Source organism: Streptomyces canarius (assembly GCF_014650735.1).
Lineage (GTDB): Bacteria > Actinomycetota > Actinomycetes > Streptomycetales > Streptomycetaceae > Streptomyces > Streptomyces olivaceoviridis.
This window is the reverse complement of sequence record NZ_BMVN01000092.1, coordinates 1-15,516: the sequence shown is the minus strand read 5'-3', so window position 1 is coordinate 15,516 and position 15,516 is coordinate 1. Positions and strand designations below refer to the sequence as shown.

At 72.1% G+C, this 15,516-nt stretch carries 16 protein-coding genes and 1 pseudogene; 6 read left to right on the top strand and 11 right to left on the bottom strand.

Annotated elements, in window-relative coordinates; all coding sequences use genetic code 11:
* Window positions 1-183: 183 nt before the first annotated feature.
* The 4 genes from IE294_RS44320 to IE294_RS44305 form a co-directional block, all read right to left on the bottom strand.
* Entirely contained in the window at window positions 184-1,404 is a 1,221-nt protein-coding gene (locus IE294_RS44320) for an ABC transporter permease (RefSeq protein ID WP_189895011.1), read from the bottom strand.
* A gap of 68 nt (window positions 1,405-1,472) precedes the next feature.
* Entirely contained in the window at window positions 1,473-2,249 is a 777-nt protein-coding gene (locus IE294_RS44315) for an ABC transporter ATP-binding protein (protein WP_229918084.1), read from the bottom strand.
* Between the two features lie 254 nt (window positions 2,250-2,503).
* On the bottom strand, window positions 2,504-3,676 hold the full coding sequence (locus tag IE294_RS44310; RefSeq protein WP_189895010.1) for an efflux RND transporter periplasmic adaptor subunit: 1,173 nt from the start codon (window positions 3,674-3,676) through the stop codon (window positions 2,504-2,506).
* Window positions 3,657-4,358: a hypothetical protein gene (locus IE294_RS44305; protein ID WP_189895009.1), complete on the bottom strand. Its 702-nt coding sequence runs from the start codon at window positions 4,356-4,358 to the stop codon at window positions 3,657-3,659. Before IE294_RS44305 ends, IE294_RS44310 begins: the two co-directional genes overlap by 20 nt.
* A gap of 112 nt (window positions 4,359-4,470) precedes the next feature.
* On the opposite strand from IE294_RS44305, the gene IE294_RS44300 reads away from it, so the two are divergent.
* Both IE294_RS44300 and IE294_RS44295 read left to right on the top strand, forming a co-directional pair.
* A complete protein-coding gene (locus IE294_RS44300) occupies window positions 4,471-5,232 on the top strand; it encodes a response regulator transcription factor (protein WP_189895008.1) in 762 nt (253 codons plus the stop codon).
* Entirely contained in the window at window positions 5,222-7,114 is a 1,893-nt protein-coding gene (locus IE294_RS44295; RefSeq protein ID WP_189895007.1) for a sensor histidine kinase, read from the top strand. The genes IE294_RS44300 and IE294_RS44295 overlap by 11 nt, the downstream gene beginning before the upstream one ends.
* A 112-nt stretch (window positions 7,115-7,226) precedes the next feature.
* On the opposite strand, the gene IE294_RS44290 is transcribed toward IE294_RS44295, so the two are convergent.
* The 5 genes from IE294_RS44290 to IE294_RS44270 form a co-directional block, all read right to left on the bottom strand.
* Window positions 7,227-7,913, bottom strand: a complete 687-nt coding sequence (locus IE294_RS44290) for a TetR/AcrR family transcriptional regulator (RefSeq protein ID WP_189895006.1) — start codon at window positions 7,911-7,913, stop codon at window positions 7,227-7,229.
* Between the two features lie 130 nt (window positions 7,914-8,043).
* Window positions 8,044-8,862, bottom strand: a complete 819-nt coding sequence (locus tag IE294_RS44285) for an SDR family NAD(P)-dependent oxidoreductase (RefSeq protein ID WP_189895005.1) — start codon at window positions 8,860-8,862, stop codon at window positions 8,044-8,046.
* Between the two features lie 255 nt (window positions 8,863-9,117).
* Window positions 9,118-9,870 (bottom strand): SDR family NAD(P)-dependent oxidoreductase, encoded by a 753-nt coding sequence (locus IE294_RS44280; RefSeq protein WP_189895004.1) that lies wholly within the window; start codon window positions 9,868-9,870, stop codon window positions 9,118-9,120.
* 71 nt (window positions 9,871-9,941) lie between these two features.
* Window positions 9,942-10,991, bottom strand: coding sequence for an aldo/keto reductase (locus IE294_RS44275; protein WP_373315957.1), 1,050 nt, complete (start codon window positions 10,989-10,991; stop codon window positions 9,942-9,944).
* Between the two features lie 114 nt (window positions 10,992-11,105).
* The gene (locus IE294_RS44270; RefSeq protein WP_189895002.1) at window positions 11,106-12,074 is read right to left on the bottom strand and encodes a hypothetical protein; all 969 of its coding nucleotides are present in this window, start codon (window positions 12,072-12,074) and stop codon (window positions 11,106-11,108) included.
* Window positions 12,075-12,210: 136 nt separating this feature from the next.
* On the opposite strand from IE294_RS44270, the gene IE294_RS44265 reads away from it, so the two are divergent.
* Together IE294_RS44265 and IE294_RS44260 are read left to right on the top strand one after the other, a co-directional pair.
* Window positions 12,211-12,858 carry a TetR/AcrR family transcriptional regulator gene (locus IE294_RS44265; protein WP_189895001.1) on the top strand — a complete coding sequence of 216 codons (648 nt, stop codon included), beginning with the start codon at window positions 12,211-12,213 and terminating at the stop codon, window positions 12,856-12,858.
* Window positions 12,859-13,050: 192 nt separating this feature from the next.
* Window positions 13,051-13,194 (top strand): annotated as a pseudogene (locus tag IE294_RS44260) (aldo/keto reductase); the annotation flags it as partial.
* Between the two features lie 331 nt (window positions 13,195-13,525).
* On the opposite strand, the gene IE294_RS48650 reads toward IE294_RS44260, so the two are convergent.
* Together IE294_RS48650 and IE294_RS44250 are read right to left on the bottom strand one after the other, a co-directional pair.
* Window positions 13,526-13,681 (bottom strand): hypothetical protein, encoded by a 156-nt coding sequence (locus IE294_RS48650; protein ID WP_229918082.1) that lies wholly within the window; start codon window positions 13,679-13,681, stop codon window positions 13,526-13,528.
* A gap of 193 nt (window positions 13,682-13,874) precedes the next feature.
* Window positions 13,875-14,342, bottom strand: a complete 468-nt coding sequence (locus tag IE294_RS44250; RefSeq protein WP_229918080.1) for a hypothetical protein — start codon at window positions 14,340-14,342, stop codon at window positions 13,875-13,877.
* 265 nt (window positions 14,343-14,607) lie between these two features.
* Between IE294_RS44250 and IE294_RS44245 the strand changes: the two genes are divergently transcribed.
* On the top strand, window positions 14,608-14,970 hold the full coding sequence (locus IE294_RS44245) for a response regulator (protein WP_189894999.1): 363 nt from the start codon (window positions 14,608-14,610) through the stop codon (window positions 14,968-14,970).
* A 378-nt stretch (window positions 14,971-15,348) separates the two neighbouring features.
* Window positions 15,349-15,516: SDR family NAD(P)-dependent oxidoreductase (locus IE294_RS44240; protein ID WP_189894998.1), on the top strand; the 168-nt coding region annotated here is incomplete at its 3' end.

Sequence of the window (15,516 nt, the reverse complement as noted above, 5' to 3'; positions counted from 1 at the left end):
GCTCGGCGTACCGCGCGATCAGGTTCTCGATGGCGCGGTGGCTCGACGCGGGGTCGGCGGGCACGGGTGTGGATGTGGACATGGATCTCCTCCGAGGGGCACGGTCGACCTGCAACGTGTCTCAGGCTACTCACACGGCCGAAGCACCTGTTTCACCGGCGCCCGGGACGCCGCCTCTCCGTGTCATGTCGTGGCGAGTGCCTCGGTCGGTGTGAGCCGCGCGGCACGGATCGACGGGTACACGCCCGCCAGCATCCCGATGACCACGGCACCGCCCACACCCGCGCCGAGCACCGTGAGCGGGATGACGGGCCGCCAGCCCTCGTAGACGGCGTAACCGGCGGTGGCCAGTACCCCGATCACCGTGCCGGTGACCCCGCCGAGGAGTGACAGCACCACCGACTCGGTGAGGAACTGACTCCTGATCTGGCCCCGGTTCGCGCCGAGCGCGCGCCGCAGGCCGATCTCCTTGCGGCGTTCCAGCACCGAGATGTACATGGTGTTCGCCACGCCGATCCCGCCCACGAGCAGCGCCACCCCGGCGAGACCCAGGAACAGCGACGAGAAGGCGCTGTTCGTCGCCCGCTTGGCCGCCAGGGCGTCCGAAGGGCGGCTGACCTGCACCAGGCCCGGCAGCTCCGGGTACAACGTGGCCGGCAGCACGGACGAGACCGCCTCGATGGCGTCCTCCTGCGCCTTGACGTAGACCACGGTCGGGTGCCCGTCGAAGCCGAGGGTCTTCTGCGCCGCCTCCCAGCCGACCAGCACCGAGCGGTCCAGGTCCGGCGCGAGCGGCAGCGGGTCGAGGATGCCGATGACCGTGAACCACTTGGTTCCGACGAGGATCTGCGGTGCCTCCCGGCCCGGTGCCAGGGTGGTCACGCCGAGGCGGGACGCCGCCTCGTAGCCGAGGACCGCTGTCGGCAGCCGGTCGGTCGCGGCGTCGAGGAACTTCCCCGCCCGCACACGGCCGTTCAGCACCGGCAGCAGGCCGTCGCCGCTGGCGAGGACCGTGAGGCCCAGTCCGTCGTTGGGGTCGGTCCGGTCCGAACGGTGCACCAACCGGTGGGTGTTGGCGACCTGACCGGTCGCGGTGACCGGACCGATGCGGGCGGCCATCTTGTCGGCGGACGCGGGCAGCACCACCGGGGGGTTCTGATCGGGCTGGGGGACCGCGCGGAGCATGTTCGTGCCGAGCGCGGACAACTGGTCGTTCAGCGCCCGCTGGCTGGATGCCGGGATGCCCGTCACGAGGACGAGGGTCGCGATGCCGATGGAGATGCCCAGCGCGGACAGCGCGGCACGCAGCCGGCGGGTCCGGACGCCGATCAGCCCGAGGCGCAGCACGTCCGACGGGCTCTGCCGGGCCGGACGGGCGAGCCTCTCGCGGGCGGCGGCGCTCACCGGTTCCCTCGCGAGGGCCGGGTTCGCGGCGTTTGCCGGGTGTCTTGCGGGGGTCGGGTTCGCGGCGTTCAAGGGTTCTCTCCCGGGGCCGGGCCGGTGGCGGCGTCCGCGGGCCGTCCGGACGCGGTGGGCCCGGCCGGCGGTGCGGAGCCGTTGCCCCGGTGCGCCGCCGGGCCGCGGCGCGGTCCCGTGTCCCTGACGATGCGCCCGTCGCGCATCTCCACCTGGCGTGGCAGCCGCGCCGCGATGCTTCCGTCGTGCGTGATCACGGCGATGGTGGTGCCCTCTCGGTTCAGTCGGACGAGCAGGTCGAGCACGGCCTGGCCGTTGGCGGAGTCCAACGCGCCCGTCGGCTCGTCCGCGAGCACCAGAGCCGGCTCGCCCACCAGCGCGCGGGCGATGGCGACGCGCTGCCGTTCGCCGCCGGACAGCTGGTGCGGCAGATGTCCGACCCGGTGGCCGAGCCCGACCCGTTCCAGCGCGGCGAGCGCGAGCGGTGTGCGCCGTCTGCGCGGCACCCCCGCGTACAGCAGGCTGGTGGCGACGTTCTCCGTCGCGGTCAGTCCGTCCGTCAGGTGGAACTGCTGGAAGACGAAGCCGAGCCAGCGTCCGCGCAGTGCGGACAGCCGCCGGTCGCCCAGGGACGCCGCGTCCTGCCCCGCGATCTCCACGGTGCCGCGGGTGGGCAGGTCGAGCGTTCCCATGATGTTGAGCAGCGTGGACTTGCCGGAGCCGGAGGGGCCGACGATGGCGAGCAGTTCGCCCTCGTGGATGGTCAGGGACACGTCGTCGAGCGCCGTCACGCCGCCGGGGAACGCCTTGGTCGCGTTCCTGAGCCGCAGCACGGGCGACGGCTCGGCCGCTCCGGCCGCTCCGGCCGCTCCGGCCGCGGCGGGTACGGCGCGGAGGGACAGGGTGTCGTCGCCGACGCCGACGGGCAGTGTGTCGTCACCCCCGGGTACGGGCAATGTGCCGTCGCCCGTGCGTATGAGGAGCGTGTCGTCGTCGGCGGACGCCGCGGCCGTCGCGGCGTGCGCACCCGTGCCGCATCCCGCGTCCTCGCGGCGACCGTCCTCGCGGTGCTTGCCGTGGCGGGCTCTCACGATGCCGTCACCACCCGCTGCCCCTCCTCGACCCCGGCGCCCGAGACCTCGACCTGGCCCTTGGCGAACAGCCCCGTCTTCACGGCGACCAGCTGCCCGCCCGGGCGCTGGAGCGCGTAGCCGCCCTCCTGGAGCGCGAGCAGGGCGCCCACCGGCACGGTGAGGACGTTCTTGCGGGTCTCCGTCGTGAAGGTCACCCGTACGGATGCCGCGTCCAGGTTCTTGACCGAGGCGCTGTCCTCCGGCACCACCGTGACCCGCAACGACGGCGAGGTGTCGCCGTCGGACGCGTCGGACGCGTCACCCGGGCCGCCCTGCACCGTCGTACCGACCGAGGTCACCTTGCCCGGTACCTGCTTGGTGTCGGGAAGGGCGATGAAGACCTTGTCACCCTGGTGGATCTGGGCTGCGTCACCGGCGTCGACCGTCACCGACACCGACTTCCGCAGAGAGGTCGCCGACAGGACGTCCTCCTCCGCCGGGTCGCCGAGCTGGGCCTTCACCGCACCGACGCGGACCGCGCCGGGCAGCACGACCACCTGGCCCACCGAGAGGGTCCCGGTCTGCTGCCGGCCCGTGTCGCGCTGCCAGCGCTTCAGTGCGTCGAGGAGGGACGACGTCAGGACGGCCCCGGGGGCTTTGCCCGCGCCGGTGGACGACTGCGTGGTACGCGGCTCGGGGCCGATGTCGTAGCCGAGGGCCTTCAGGTTGTCCGCGAGGACGGTCACGTCGGCGCCGCTCGCCCCGGCCTTCACGGCAGCCTGGTCCAGCGTGCGGAACACCGGGGTGTCGCCGTAGAAGAGCGTGACCGGCTGGTCGTCCACCCAGTACAGGGGCTTGCCCCGGGTCACCGTCGAACCGCTCGCCGGCAGCCTGGTGATCAGGCCCTTGCCGGCACCCTTGACCGTGACCGCCGCGCCGTAACCGAGCGTGCCGGGCAGCGCCTTGCTGTCGGACAGATCGGTGCGGCGGATGAGGGTGGTCTGCGCGGACGGCACCCCGGCGGGCTTGGCGTGGCCGGCGTCCCCGTGCCGCTTCAGCGCGACTCCGCCGTACACCCCGCCCGCGACGAGGGCGAGAACGGCGACGGCGACCGCGATCCGGCTGCCGGTCCGTCCGCCGGCGTCGGTGGACGAGTGTGCGCCGGCCTCAGTTCTTGCCCTTGCCACCGAACGCCTCCAGGCGGCAGTCGTTGTCGGCCTTTTCGTTCGGGAAACTGCCGCCGTCGTCGTCACCGGTCCAGCCGTCGGGGCTCCCGTCGGACTGGAAGACCTCGTGCACCTTGAAGCCCTTCGCCCTCAGGCACTTGACGTAGTCGCGGAAGTCGTCCGCGTAGTGCGGGTTGGTCTCGGGGCGCTCCTCCACCGGCTGGAGCGGCATCTTGTCCAGGCACGCGTGGTACTGCGCCTTGTACTGGTCCGTGACCTTCTGGTCGTCGACCGGAGGCGCCTGGCCACCGGGGTGATCGACCCGCTTGGTGTTCATCGGGACGCCGTGGGCTTGCAGGCACGCCCAGTACGTGTCCCAGAGCCGGTTGATCTCCTCCTTGGAGCTGTCGAGGCGCAGCAGCGGGCGCTTGGCGTCGATGGCGGACTGCGCGGAAGAGGGGGCCCCGGACTTCCCGCCGTTCGACGAGGGGGTCGCCAACGAGGCGATGCCGCTGTCCGACTTCTGCCTGCTGTCGGTACTGGTGCCGTCACCGCCTCCGCCGCCGCAGGCGGTGAGAGCGACGCCCGCCGTCAGGAGGGCGGTGGTCAGGAGGGCGGTCCGGACGCGGCGCGTGCGACGCGGGGCACGCGCCGTGCCGGGGATGCCGGCGGCGGCATGCGGCCGGTCTGTCTTGTTGTCCATGACGGCAGAGGCTGCCGAGCGAATGTCAGAGGTTTGTCAGAAAGCGATGACCCTGCCGTGTTCTCGTCCGCGAGGTGTCCGAGGACGACGTGGGCGTTCCTAGACTCCTCACATGTGTGCGCATGTTGTCGTCGCTGAGGATGACGCCAAGCAGGCCGAGCTGATCCGCCGCTACCTGGAACACGAGGGCCACGAGGTGATCCTCGTCCAGGACGGCCGGGCCGCGCTCGACCAGATCCGCCGGCGCCTGCCCGATCTGCTGGTGCTCGACGTGATGATGCCCGGCCTGGACGGGCTCGACGTCTGCCGGACCGTCCGGTCGGAGGCCGGCCTCGAAGGGCTGCCCCTGCTGATGCTGACCGCCCGGTCCACCGAGGACGACCTGTTGCTCGGACTGGACCTGGGCGCGGACGACTACCTGACCAAACCGTTCAGCCCGCGCGAGCTGATGGCCCGCATCCGGTCGCTGCTGCGGCGCAGCGCGCGCACCCGGGCGGCGTCCGGCGCGGCGGGCGGTACGCCGGATGCCGCCAAGCTGCTGATCGCGGGCCCGGTGACCGTCGACCCGGCCCGGCACGAGGTCTGGGCGCACGGTACGCACATACCCTGCACCCCGGGCGAGTTCCGGCTGCTGGAGGTGCTCGCGGGCCGGCCCGGGCAGGTGTTCACCCGGTCGCAGATCCTGGAGCGGCTGCACGGCTTCGACCGGTACATCACCACGCGGACGGTCGATGTGCACGTCATGAACCTGCGGAAGAAGATCGAGGAGAACCCGCGCCGCCCGAAGTGCCTGGTGACCGTGTACGGGGTGGGCTACAAGCTGTCCGACGACAAACGCCCGTCCCAGCCCGGGGGCGTGCGCCATGAGCGGTGAGGTCCGGCCCGGCCGCCCGTCCGCGGGCTCGGGTTTCGCCGTGCCCCTGGGGCGCAGCCTGCTCCTGCGCCTGCTCGCCGTGGCGGCCCTGGTGTCGGTGTGCTCGATCGCGGCCACCGCGTGGGTGGTCGTACGGACGACGGCCGTGGCGATCCGTCAGGAGCAGGGCAAGGACCTCGCCGACGACACGAAGACCTACGACGCGCTGATCGGCTACGCGGCGCGGCACCGGAACTGGGACACAGTGGGCCCCACGGTGGCCGAGCTGGGGCGGACGACCGGGCACCGGATCGTCCTGCGGGACGGCGACCGGACGCTGGCGGACTCCGCTCCGGTACCCGGCCGCCCGTATGTGCCCTCCGCCAAGCCGACCGCCGTCGTCGACCCCCTGTCGGTCGATCCGCAACGGCTGCCGGCCGCGGCGCGCGACAGCGGGATCGACCCACGTGTTGTCGGCCCGTACCGGCTGTCGGACGAGGAGAAGGCAAGACTGCTGGGTACGGCTCGGGAGATCGCCGCGTGTCTGCGGGCGGCGGGCGCCACGGCGCGGGTGACGGTCGGCCCCAGCGGCCGGCCCACCGTGCGGACGCCGGACGGACAGCCCGTCGTCGCCCGGTGCGAGGAGGCGACGCTGAACACCCCGATGCCTTCGGAGCGCAAGGCCCTCGACACCCTCGACGCCCTGGTCGACAGCTGCCTGGCACGGCGGGGACGCGGCGGGGTGGACGTGCTGCTCGACGGGTCCTGGCGGGCGGCACGCACGGAGTCGCGCAGGTCCACGGGCCCCGCGGCCGACAAGGACGTGCGGGACTGCGTCGCGAGCGGCCGTGCGGAACAACTGCGGCCGTACGTGGCGCCCGCCGCCCAGCTCTACGTCAGCAGCCCCGGCGACCGGACCGCCACCACCTTCCTCTCCCTGTCGGCGCCCAACAAGCTGCGGATCGCGTGGGGCGCGGCGCTCGTGCTGCTCGTGACGGTCGCGGTCACCGCCTTCGCGGGCGTCCGGCTCGTCCGGCCGCTGCGCAGGCTCACCCTGGCCGCACAGCGGATGGAGGCCGGGGACGTCTCGGCGCGGGTCGAGGTGGCGGGCCGTGACGAGATCGCCCGGCTGTCGGCCGCGTTCAACGCGATGTCACGGCGGCGCGAGCAACTGGAGTCGGCCCGCAAGGCGATGGTGAGCGATGTGGCGCACGAACTGCGCACGCCGCTGAGCAACATCCGCGGCTGGCTGGAGGCCGTCGAGGACGGCATCGTCCCGGCGGACGAGAAGCTGGTGGCCTCGGTGCTGGAGGAGGCGGTGCTGCTCCAGCACGTCATCGACGACCTGCGGGACCTCTCGGCGGCGGACGCGGGTGAACTGCCCCTGGCCACCGAGCCGTTGAGTGTGGCCGACGTCCTCGCCCAGACGGCTCAGGGCCACGGTCCGCGGGCCGAGGCCGCGGGGGTGCGGCTCGTCGTGGCGGCCGACCCGGAACTGACGGTGCCGGCCGACCCGGTACGGCTGCGGCAGGCGGTCGGCAACCTCGTGTCGAACGCCATCCGCCACACACCGCCCGGCGGCACCGTGCTGCTGAGGGCGGCCGGTGACCCGCCCGTCCCCGCAAGGGCCGGGAGGACGGCGGGGGCCACCACGGCGGGCGTCCGCATCGAGGTCTCCGACACGGGCTCGGGGATCGCGCCCGAGGACCTGCCGCACGTCTTCGACCGGTTCTGGCGGGCCGAGAAGTCCCGCTCGCGCCAGACCGGTGGCAGCGGGCTCGGCCTGTCGATCGTGCGCAAGCTGATCGAGGCACACGGCGGCACGGTGGAGGCCCACAGCACTCCGGGCACCGGCTCCACCTTCACCCTGCGCCTGCCCGGGTTCCCCCCGCCGCCACGCTGAACGGCCGCCGCGGACACGGCGGCGCTTCGGCCTGGAAGCGGCCCAGCCGGGACCGCGCTGCCGCAGCAGCCGCCGTTCGGCAGTACCAGGTGCGGTCCGGCGTGCCCCTGGGTCAGCCGGCCCGCCCTTCCAGGTCGAGCAGGCCGATGGCGGCGATGTGCAGGGTACGGCCCAGTCGCTCGGCGAAGTCGACCTTCGTGGGGGCGAGTTCCGGGTCTTGCTGCGCCTCGGCGACGGCCGGTGAGGGATGCGCGAAGGGCCACAGCCCGGCCGTGCAGACGACGGTCAGGGAGACCAGCTCGCGGGCGGCCGTGGGGCTCAGCGCGGGGATGTGCCGGCGCAGCAGCTCCGCCAGGGCGGCCAGCAACCGGGCGTGGGCCCGTTTGAAGTCACGCGCCGACTCGGCGGAGATGTTCCGTTCGAGTTCGGAGCCCAGCGAGCTGAGCAGTTCGCACAGGAGGGTCCGGCGGGCCAGGGACCGGGCCAGGGTGTCCGTCACCGCCCGGGGCGATGCCGGTCCGGCGGCGCCGGCGGACGCCAGGTCGGTGGACAACTCCTCGATCCACCGCGCGAGGTCGCGGTTGAGGAGCTCGAAGAAGACCGCTTCCCTGGTCTCGAAGTAGCGCACGACGTTGGTCTTCGACAGTCCGACCCGCCGACTGAGCTCCCGCAGGCTGATGTCGCTGACCGGCATCTCCGTCAGGAGCTGTGTCGCGGCTTCGAGGATGGTCTGCTTGCGGATCTCGCGCTGCTCGGCACTGCGGGCGCGCTGGAAGCCGGTCGGCCGGTCGTCTGTCATCGTCGCTTCCTCGGGAACTTTCGCGGCCCACCCCTGGCGCCGCTCCTGGTCACCCTATGGCCTGCCGGTGCCGTCCGGAGGGGCGGCACCGGCAGGGGGCGGACCTGGGCGCCAGGTCCGTCACCGCGGATCACACGGACTCGCTCACATGACGCCACTTGGCGTCCGAGGCGGCGAGGGTCTCGGCCGCGAACCGGCCGACCTCGACGGCGTCCTTGCCGAGCAGCAGGTGCAGCGGCGGCTCCTCGGTCTCCACGATGTCCAGCAGGATCTGTGCGACGCGGGCGGGGTCGCCGCTCTGCTTGCCGTCCGAGGCCCGCTGGCGGGCGATGGCAGGCTCGACGACCGGCTTGTAGGGGTCGCTGACCGGCGGGGTGGCCATGGAGGAGCCGGCCCAGTGGGTGCGCATGGCGCCCGGCTCGGCGACGGTCACCTTGATGCCGAGCGGGGCGACTTCCTTGGCGAGGACCTCGGAGAAGCCGCCGACGGCCCACTTGGCCGCCTGGTAGGCGCCCAGGCCGGGGCCACCCACGCGGCCACCGACGGAGGAGATCTGGATGATGTGGCCGGAGCCCTGCTCGCGCAGGACGGGGAGGGCGGCCCGGGTGACGTTCACGACGCCGTAGAAGTTGGCGTCCACCTGGTTGCGGAAGGCCTCGTCGGTCATGTCCTCGATGGCGGCCATGTCGGCGTAACCGGCGTTGTTGACGACGACGTCCAGGCGGCCGAAGGCGTCGACGGCGGCCTGGACGGCCCGGCGGGAGGCTTCGGCGTCGGTCACGTCCAGCGTGACGAGGCGGACCCTGTCGCCGTACTTGTCGGCGAGGTCGTTCAGCGATTCGGTGCGCCGGGCGGTGGCGACCAGGTTGCCGCCGGCCGCGAGGACGGCCTCGGCGATGGAACGGCCCAGGCCGCGGGAACTGCCGGTGACCAGCCAGGTCTTGCTCATGAGGGTGCCTCGGATTCTGTGTGTCGCGGGGAGTGTGTCTCGGATGGGTGGTGCGGACGAGCCCGGAGACTCGGTACTGGGGGAGCCGAAGAGGCTCGGATGAGGAAGCCGCCGTACCGGGGGAGCCGGAGAGGCTCGGATGAGGAAGCCGCCGTACCGGGGGAGCCGGAGAGGCTCGGATGAGGAAGCCGCCGTACCGGGGGAGCCGGAGAGGCTCGGATGAGGAAGCCGCCGTACCGGGGGAGCCGAAGAGGCTCAGATGAGGAAGCCGCCGTCGACCGCGAGGTGGGCGCCGGTGACGTAGGACGCCTCGTCGGAGAGCAGGAAGGCGACGGCCTTCGCCACTTCCTCGCCGGTGCCGAGCCGGCGGGCCGGGATCCTCTCGGCGATCTTCGCGACCTCTTCGGGGTTGCCCTGCTGACGGGGCACCGGGATGACGCCGGGCTGGAGTTCGTTGATCCGGATGCCGTGCTGGGCCCAGTCGGCCGCGGCGGCGCGGGTCAGGCCGCGGACGCCGTGCTTGCTCGCGCTGTAGGCGGCGCGGTGCGACAGACCGCGGTCGGCGAAGACGCTGGAGATGTTGACGACAGCGCCGCCGCCGGCCGCCTTGATCGCCGGGAGCTGGTGCTTCAGCCCGTAGAAGACGCCGGAGAGGTTGACCGAGATGGTCTTGTCCCACTCCTCCTCGGGCAGGTCGGGAACGTCGTGGTGGACGCCGGAGGTGCCGGCGTTGTTCACGGCCAGGTGCAGTGCGCCGAAGTGGCGGACGGTCTCGGCGACGGCGTGCTCGGCGGTGTGCGGGTCGCTGACGTCACCGGCGACGACGAGGGCCTTGCCGCCCGCCCCGGTGATCTCGTCGGCGAGCTCCCTGAGCGGCGCCTCCTGGCGGCTGACCAGGGTGACGTCGGCCCCGCGTGCGGCGAGCAGGCGGGCGATGTCGGAACCTATGCCGCTTCCGGCGCCGGTCACGAGCGCGGTCCTGCCGGCGAACTGGTCGTCGTGGTTCATGGGGTGTGCTCCTCGTACGAGGGGGCGGCCGGTACGGCGGGCCCCCTGTGTGTGGTGTTCCGCGCCGGGTGTCACTTCGCGGTGTCGTCCGGAAGCGTGTTGAGGGCTCCGTACCGGCCCCCCTTGACCCGTGCGGGGTCGAACAGGGCGCCGAGACGGGCCACGTCGTCGACGCTGAGCCGGACCGAGGTGGCGGCGAGGTTCGCTCGGACGTAGGCCGGACGTTTGGAGCCCGGGATCGGGACGATGTCGTGGTGTTGCGCCAGCAGCCAGGCGAGGGCGATCTGACCGGCGGTGTTGCCCGTGCTCGCGGCGAACTCCTCCAACTCGCCGACCAACCGCCGGTTGTGGTCGAAGTTGTCGCCCTGGAACTTGGGCAGCGTGGAGCGGAAGTCGTCACGGTCGAACTCGGTGCCCCGGCCGAAGGAGCCGGTGAGCATGCCGCGGCCCAGCGGGCTGTAGGGCACCAGGGTGATGCCCAGTCGGCGGCACTGCGGCAGTACTTCGGCCTCGACGCCGCGCTCCCACAGCGAGTACTCGCTCTGGAGCGCGGCGACGGGGTGGACGGCGTGGGCCCGCCGCAGGATCTCGGGGCCGACCTCGCTCAGGCCGATCGCCCGGACCTTGCCCTCGGCGACCAGTTCGGCCATGGCGCCCACGGTGTCCTCGACGGGGACGGCCGGGTCGAGCCGGTGGTAGTAGTACAGGTCGATCCGGTCCGTGCCGAGCCGCTTCAGGCTCGCCTCGCAGGCGGCCTTCACGTACTCGGGGCGGCCGTCGAAGAAGCTGCGGCCCTCGGGGGTCGGGCGCGCGGAGAACTTCGTCGCCACGACCGCCCGGTCCCGGCGCCCCTGGAGCGCGCGTCCCAGCAGTTCCTCGTTGTGGCCGAAGCCGGCCACCGGCCGGCCCGGGGTGGCGCTGCCCGCCCCGTAGTAGTCCGAGGTGTCGAACAGCTCGACACCCGCCTCGATCGCGTCACGGATGGTGGCGATCGAGGCGTCCGGGTCCGTCGCGCCGTAGAACTGCGACATCCCCATGAGCCCGAGTCCGACGGGCCGCACCGAGATGCCGGACCCGCCCAGCGGAGTACGCGCCGCGTGTGCGGTGCTTTCGCTCATCACCTGAACCCACCTTCGCCTGTGTGGCCGGCACTTCGTTAAGAGGCCACTGGAATCTTATGGCTTCGAAAATAACAGGCCATTGGCCTCTTGTCGAATGTGGTGCCCGGCGCCGTCCTACGGGCTCGCTGCGGGAGCGAGCATGAGGTTGGGGTCGGCGGCGGTGGCGTAGGCGGCGCTGGGTATGTACGCGACGTTTCGGCGCACCGCGACCGAGGTCGGGTTCTGGAGTCCGTCGGCGCTGGTGAGCACGGTCGTCCAGGTGCCGTCCGGGTGGATGCGCACGACCTTGTTGGGGCCGTCGAGCGCGGCCAGGATGTCGTCGCCTCGGCCGGTGAAGGCGAAGTCGTCGATGCCGGTCAGCCCCGTGGCCCTGATCTGGACGGGTCCGGGCCGGCCCCCCGGGCCGAACGGGATGCGCACCACGGTGCCCCGGTCGAGGTTGGTCGCCCACAGCGCGCCCCGGTGGACCTTCAGCCCGTTGACGCCGAGGAAGCCGGTCGAGGCGAGTTCGGGAGCGGCGGACCAGGTGGTGGGGGTCCCGCCCGTGGTGGGCACGGTGTAGATCTTCCCCAGGGCGGAGTCGGCCATGTAGAGCCGGTCGTGGTGTTCGTCCAGCGCCAGCCCGTTGGGCAGCCCGTCGGCGGGGAGTGCCGCGATGCGGTGCGGGGCGCCTCCCGGGCGCAGCCGCCACAGGCCGGTCAGGTCGGGGGTGCCGCTGGCGTAGAGGAAGTACAGCGTCCCGTCGTGGGCCCGGACGATGCCCGCGGTCAGGGCGAAGCCGAGCTTCGGGGTGTGCACGCCGCCATCGGCGGGCGCGGGCAGCGTGGCCAGGATCCGGGTGTCGCCCCGCGGACTGACGGCGGCCACCTGGCGGCCGGCGGCGAAGGTGACGACGGCTGTGCCGTCGGGCTCCAGCGCGATGTTCTCCGGCGTCTGGCCGTGCGACAGGTCGAAGTGCGCGGCGATACGAGGGCCGGCCTCCGGTCGTGTCGCCGCCGAGGCGGAGACCTGGGTGAGGGCGGTGACCGCGGTCGTCGCCGCGGCCGTGACGGCGCACGCGAGTGCGACCAGTCTGCTTCTCATGACCTTCTGCTTCCTTTACGGGGGTTCGGCCGCCGACGGCGTCACTCGTGCGACGCCTGCTGCCGAATTCATCGTAAGGAGCATACATTCAATAGATGAAACACAATGTGAATGTGGGGGTGGGTAGGATCGCTCCATGGGTCAGCGCGCGTACACCTCCCGGCTCCGAGCACAGAAGGCGGAGCAGACCCGCAGGGCGATCCTCACGACGGCCCGCGATCTCTTCGCCGAGCGGGGATACGGCCGGGTGAGCCTCGCCACCATCGCCGCGGAGGCCGACGTCGCGCTGAACACGGTGTACTCCAGCATCGGCGGCAAGCCCGCGCTGATCCTGGCCCTGGCCAAGGACAGCGCCGACGACGAGCAGGTGGATCTCACCAGGCAGCAGGTACTGGCGACCGACGACGGGCGTGAGATCCTCCGGCTGACGGCGGTGGGCACGGGCAAGGTGATCGAGCGGCACGCCAAGACGCTCACGGTGCTGATGGACGCCCGCAACTCCGACGCCGACGTGGCCAAAGCCGCTGACTACAAGATGGGGCACTACCGCGGCCTGCTGGACGTCATCGCCGACCGGCTCTTCGATCTCGGTGAAGTACGTGCCGAGGTGACCCGCGAACAGGCACGCGACATCATGTGGTTCTACTTCGGTGTCTCCTCGTGGAGCACCGTCAGAGAACTGGGCTGGCCCTGTCCCCGGGCGACAGCATGGCTCGCAGCCCAAGCTGCGGCAGCGCTCCTACCTCAGGGCGGGAGGCAGCAGAGGTTGACTGGAACGGGTTGACTCTCCTGACTGCATGAGACGTCGTCTTCGCAAGAAGGAGGCGGCGAGGGAGGGCCGGGCGAAGCAGGCCGCCGGCCGTGCGTCCTCGAAGGTGTGCGGGGAATGGTGTGTGTTCCGGTGTGGACGGACCGGGTGGATCCGTACCCCGGGAGGCCGCCGCACCCCGGCTGGCGGGTCCGGGCCGGGTGTCCGCGCCGGTGCCCCGTGGCCCCGATCAGGGACCTCCGGATCGAGTACTCGCTGCTCTCGCGCGGCCCGCAGGAGTCGATCATCCCGACGCCGCGGGAACTGGGCATCGACCTGACGGCGTACGGCGTCCTCTCGCGCGGTCTGCTTCGGCGGCCACTGGTCGTGATGGCGACGCTCGACAGCGAGCGCTGACCGCCGTACCCGCATGATCGGAACGCCTACGGAGCGGGCGCGGGCGCGACCCCCCGGTCCGCGGGGGGCCCAGGCCGGCCGCGGCGCCGCGTTCGTCGTCCGCCGGGTCGGGCGGCGGCACCCGGGTGTCCCTTCGGCCGACGGGGCGCCGCTGCCGTGTCACCGTGTTCTCGGACGCCGTCGCCGACGCGTGCCGCTGTCAGCGGCCCTGAGCAACCAGCAGATCGGCGCACGGCTGTTCGTCTCGCCGCGCACCGTGAGCACTTACTTGTCCGTGGGGGAGGGCTCAGGCCGGTCCGGAGAAGAAGGCATCGGCGGCGAGGAAGCCGCCGGCCACCTCGTGCGCCATGACGGCGACGGTCGTACCGACCACCCGGCCGTCCCGCACCGCGGCGAGGCGCACGATGTCCGCGTCGGCCGCCAGGCCCGGCGAGACGTCCATCGAGGCGCTGTAGGCGCGCACCAGCTGCGTCAGCCGGTCGTGGTCCCCGGCCCGGCGACCACAGTGGGAAGGGGCGGCGCGATCCACGAGCCGGCCCGCAGTCCACCCAAGGGACCCGCGTCGGCACGGCGTCGCGGAGATCACCGTACCCGGCGGCGGCACACGTACCGCACGGGCGGTGCTCGCCGGCTTCCTACGCGGCGACTCCATGGACATCGCCCGCCGACGCCGTCGCACCGCACACATCGGCCAACGGCGGTACGGCGCTCAGGACGCTCCGGGCGTCGTACCGCTGGATCGTCCAGGCCGAGCAGACCGTACGGTGCCCCCGCTCACCCCGCAGGACCAGGTACCGGAGGTCCTGGTAGGGCTCCGACGTCAGACGCAGGCCGGTGATCGGACGGGCGAAGAGCCGGGTGAGGTACTGGCTCGCATACCGGGGGCCGACGCTGCCGGGCTCGAACAGCCGCTGGAAGGCGGCGGTGTCCCGGGCACGGACGGCCGCCGTCGCGGCGGTCTCCAGCGCGCCGACGCTCCTCGCCCCCCGGTCGGCCGGGGCGGCGCTGCTTTGTTCGTAGATGAAGAAGCAGACGACCGTCAGCCAGAGGACCACCAGGGCACAGACCACCCACAGCCAGGACACTCTCGGAATTCGCAGCATGCTCGCATCCGCCGTTTCGGGTCCCGGGCCGGCCGAGGACCGTGGGGGAGGGAAGGGGGTACGTCCCGCGTACCAGGATGGCCGCCGTTTCCCGGCGCCGCGATGGAGCCGCCCCCACAGGATCGGTCCGCGATGGTGGGGAGATCCCCAAGGGTCTCCCGGTCGGGTGCGTCGCGGCCGTGTGGGAATCCCCGCCCCGCACCGAGCGGTAACGTGGGGCTGCCCCTATGGTTCAGCACTCGGAGCACGAGGCATTCTGGTGAGCATGTCCGTCAACATCGTGGTCGTGGACGACGACCCAGGATTCCGCCGCATCGCCAGGCTGCTGCTGGCGGCGCGCGGTCTGCACGTCGTCGCGGAGTCGGAGGACGGCGCGTCGGCTCTGGCGGCGGTGCGCGAGCACCGACCGGACGGACTGCTGCTGGACCTGCATCTTCCCGACCATGACGGCGTGGCCGTCGCGCGCATGGTGCGCGAAGAGGACACCCCGCCCCGGATCGTGCTGACCTCCACCGAGCAGTCGTTCTGGTCCACGGAGGAACTGGAAGAGGCGGGCATCGAGTCCTTCATCGCCAAGGACCGGCTGTTCGACGCCGATCTCAAGGGCATCTTCCACCCGCCGGCCTGAGGCCCGGACCGGCAGTCCTGCTGTTCTCCCGCTCTTCGGATCCTCCGCGCGTTTCCGGCCGACCAGGTCCAGCGCGCGGGATGCGCAGAGGCTTGCGCACGGGAGAACATGTCACTGGTCATGTCAGTCATCTGACATGAACTTGAGCCCATGCCTGCGGGGCTACTCCACCGTATGTCAGGGCAGGCCGCATGCCCGCAGTCAAGCGGTCGGCCACGCGGCGGCGCTGTCGCTGGCGCCGAGGCGCTGTTATCGATGCTCACGGAAATGTGTTGCCATCATTCCGTCCTGCTGTTATCGTCGATAACGCAAGGACGAGATCGGCGATGCATCCGCTGGATCGGACACGTTGCCGCACCACATGAAGGACTGGTCACCATGACGGAAACGAACACCCGCGTCGCGCTGGTCACGGGCGGTACCGGAGGCATCGGCCGGGCCGTGGTCGACCGCCTGGCCGAGGACGGCTTCGCCCTCGCGGTGCACTACGCCGGCAACAAGGCCAAGGCGGACGAGGCGGTGGCGGCCATCGAGGCCCAGGGCGGC

Excerpts from the sequence above, each read along its gene's own strand:
- IE294_RS44265 (WP_189895001.1), top strand. The coding sequence starts at position 12,211 with ATGGGTCAGCGCGCGTACACCTCCCGGCTCCGAGCACAGAAGGCGGAG.
- IE294_RS44245 (WP_189894999.1), top strand. The coding sequence starts at position 14,608 with ATGTCCGTCAACATCGTGGTCGTGGACGACGACCCAGGATTCCGCCGC.
- IE294_RS44300 (WP_189895008.1), top strand. The coding sequence starts at position 4,471 with ATGTGTGCGCATGTTGTCGTCGCTGAGGATGACGCCAAGCAGGCCGAG.
- IE294_RS48650 (WP_229918082.1), bottom strand. The coding sequence starts at position 13,681 with ATGGACGTCTCGCCGGGCCTGGCGGCCGACGCGGACATCGTGCGCCTC.
- IE294_RS44285 (WP_189895005.1), bottom strand. The coding sequence starts at position 8,862 with ATGAGCAAGACCTGGCTGGTCACCGGCAGTTCCCGCGGCCTGGGCCGT.
- IE294_RS44270 (WP_189895002.1), bottom strand. The coding sequence starts at position 12,074 with ATGAGAAGCAGACTGGTCGCACTCGCGTGCGCCGTCACGGCCGCGGCG.
- IE294_RS44305 (WP_189895009.1), bottom strand. The coding sequence starts at position 4,358 with ATGGACAACAAGACAGACCGGCCGCATGCCGCCGCCGGCATCCCCGGC.
- IE294_RS44250 (WP_229918080.1), bottom strand. The coding sequence starts at position 14,342 with ATGCTGCGAATTCCGAGAGTGTCCTGGCTGTGGGTGGTCTGTGCCCTG.
- IE294_RS44290 (WP_189895006.1), bottom strand. The coding sequence starts at position 7,913 with ATGACAGACGACCGGCCGACCGGCTTCCAGCGCGCCCGCAGTGCCGAG.
- IE294_RS44295 (WP_189895007.1), top strand. The coding sequence starts at position 5,222 with ATGAGCGGTGAGGTCCGGCCCGGCCGCCCGTCCGCGGGCTCGGGTTTC.
- IE294_RS44280 (WP_189895004.1), bottom strand. The coding sequence starts at position 9,870 with ATGAACCACGACGACCAGTTCGCCGGCAGGACCGCGCTCGTGACCGGC.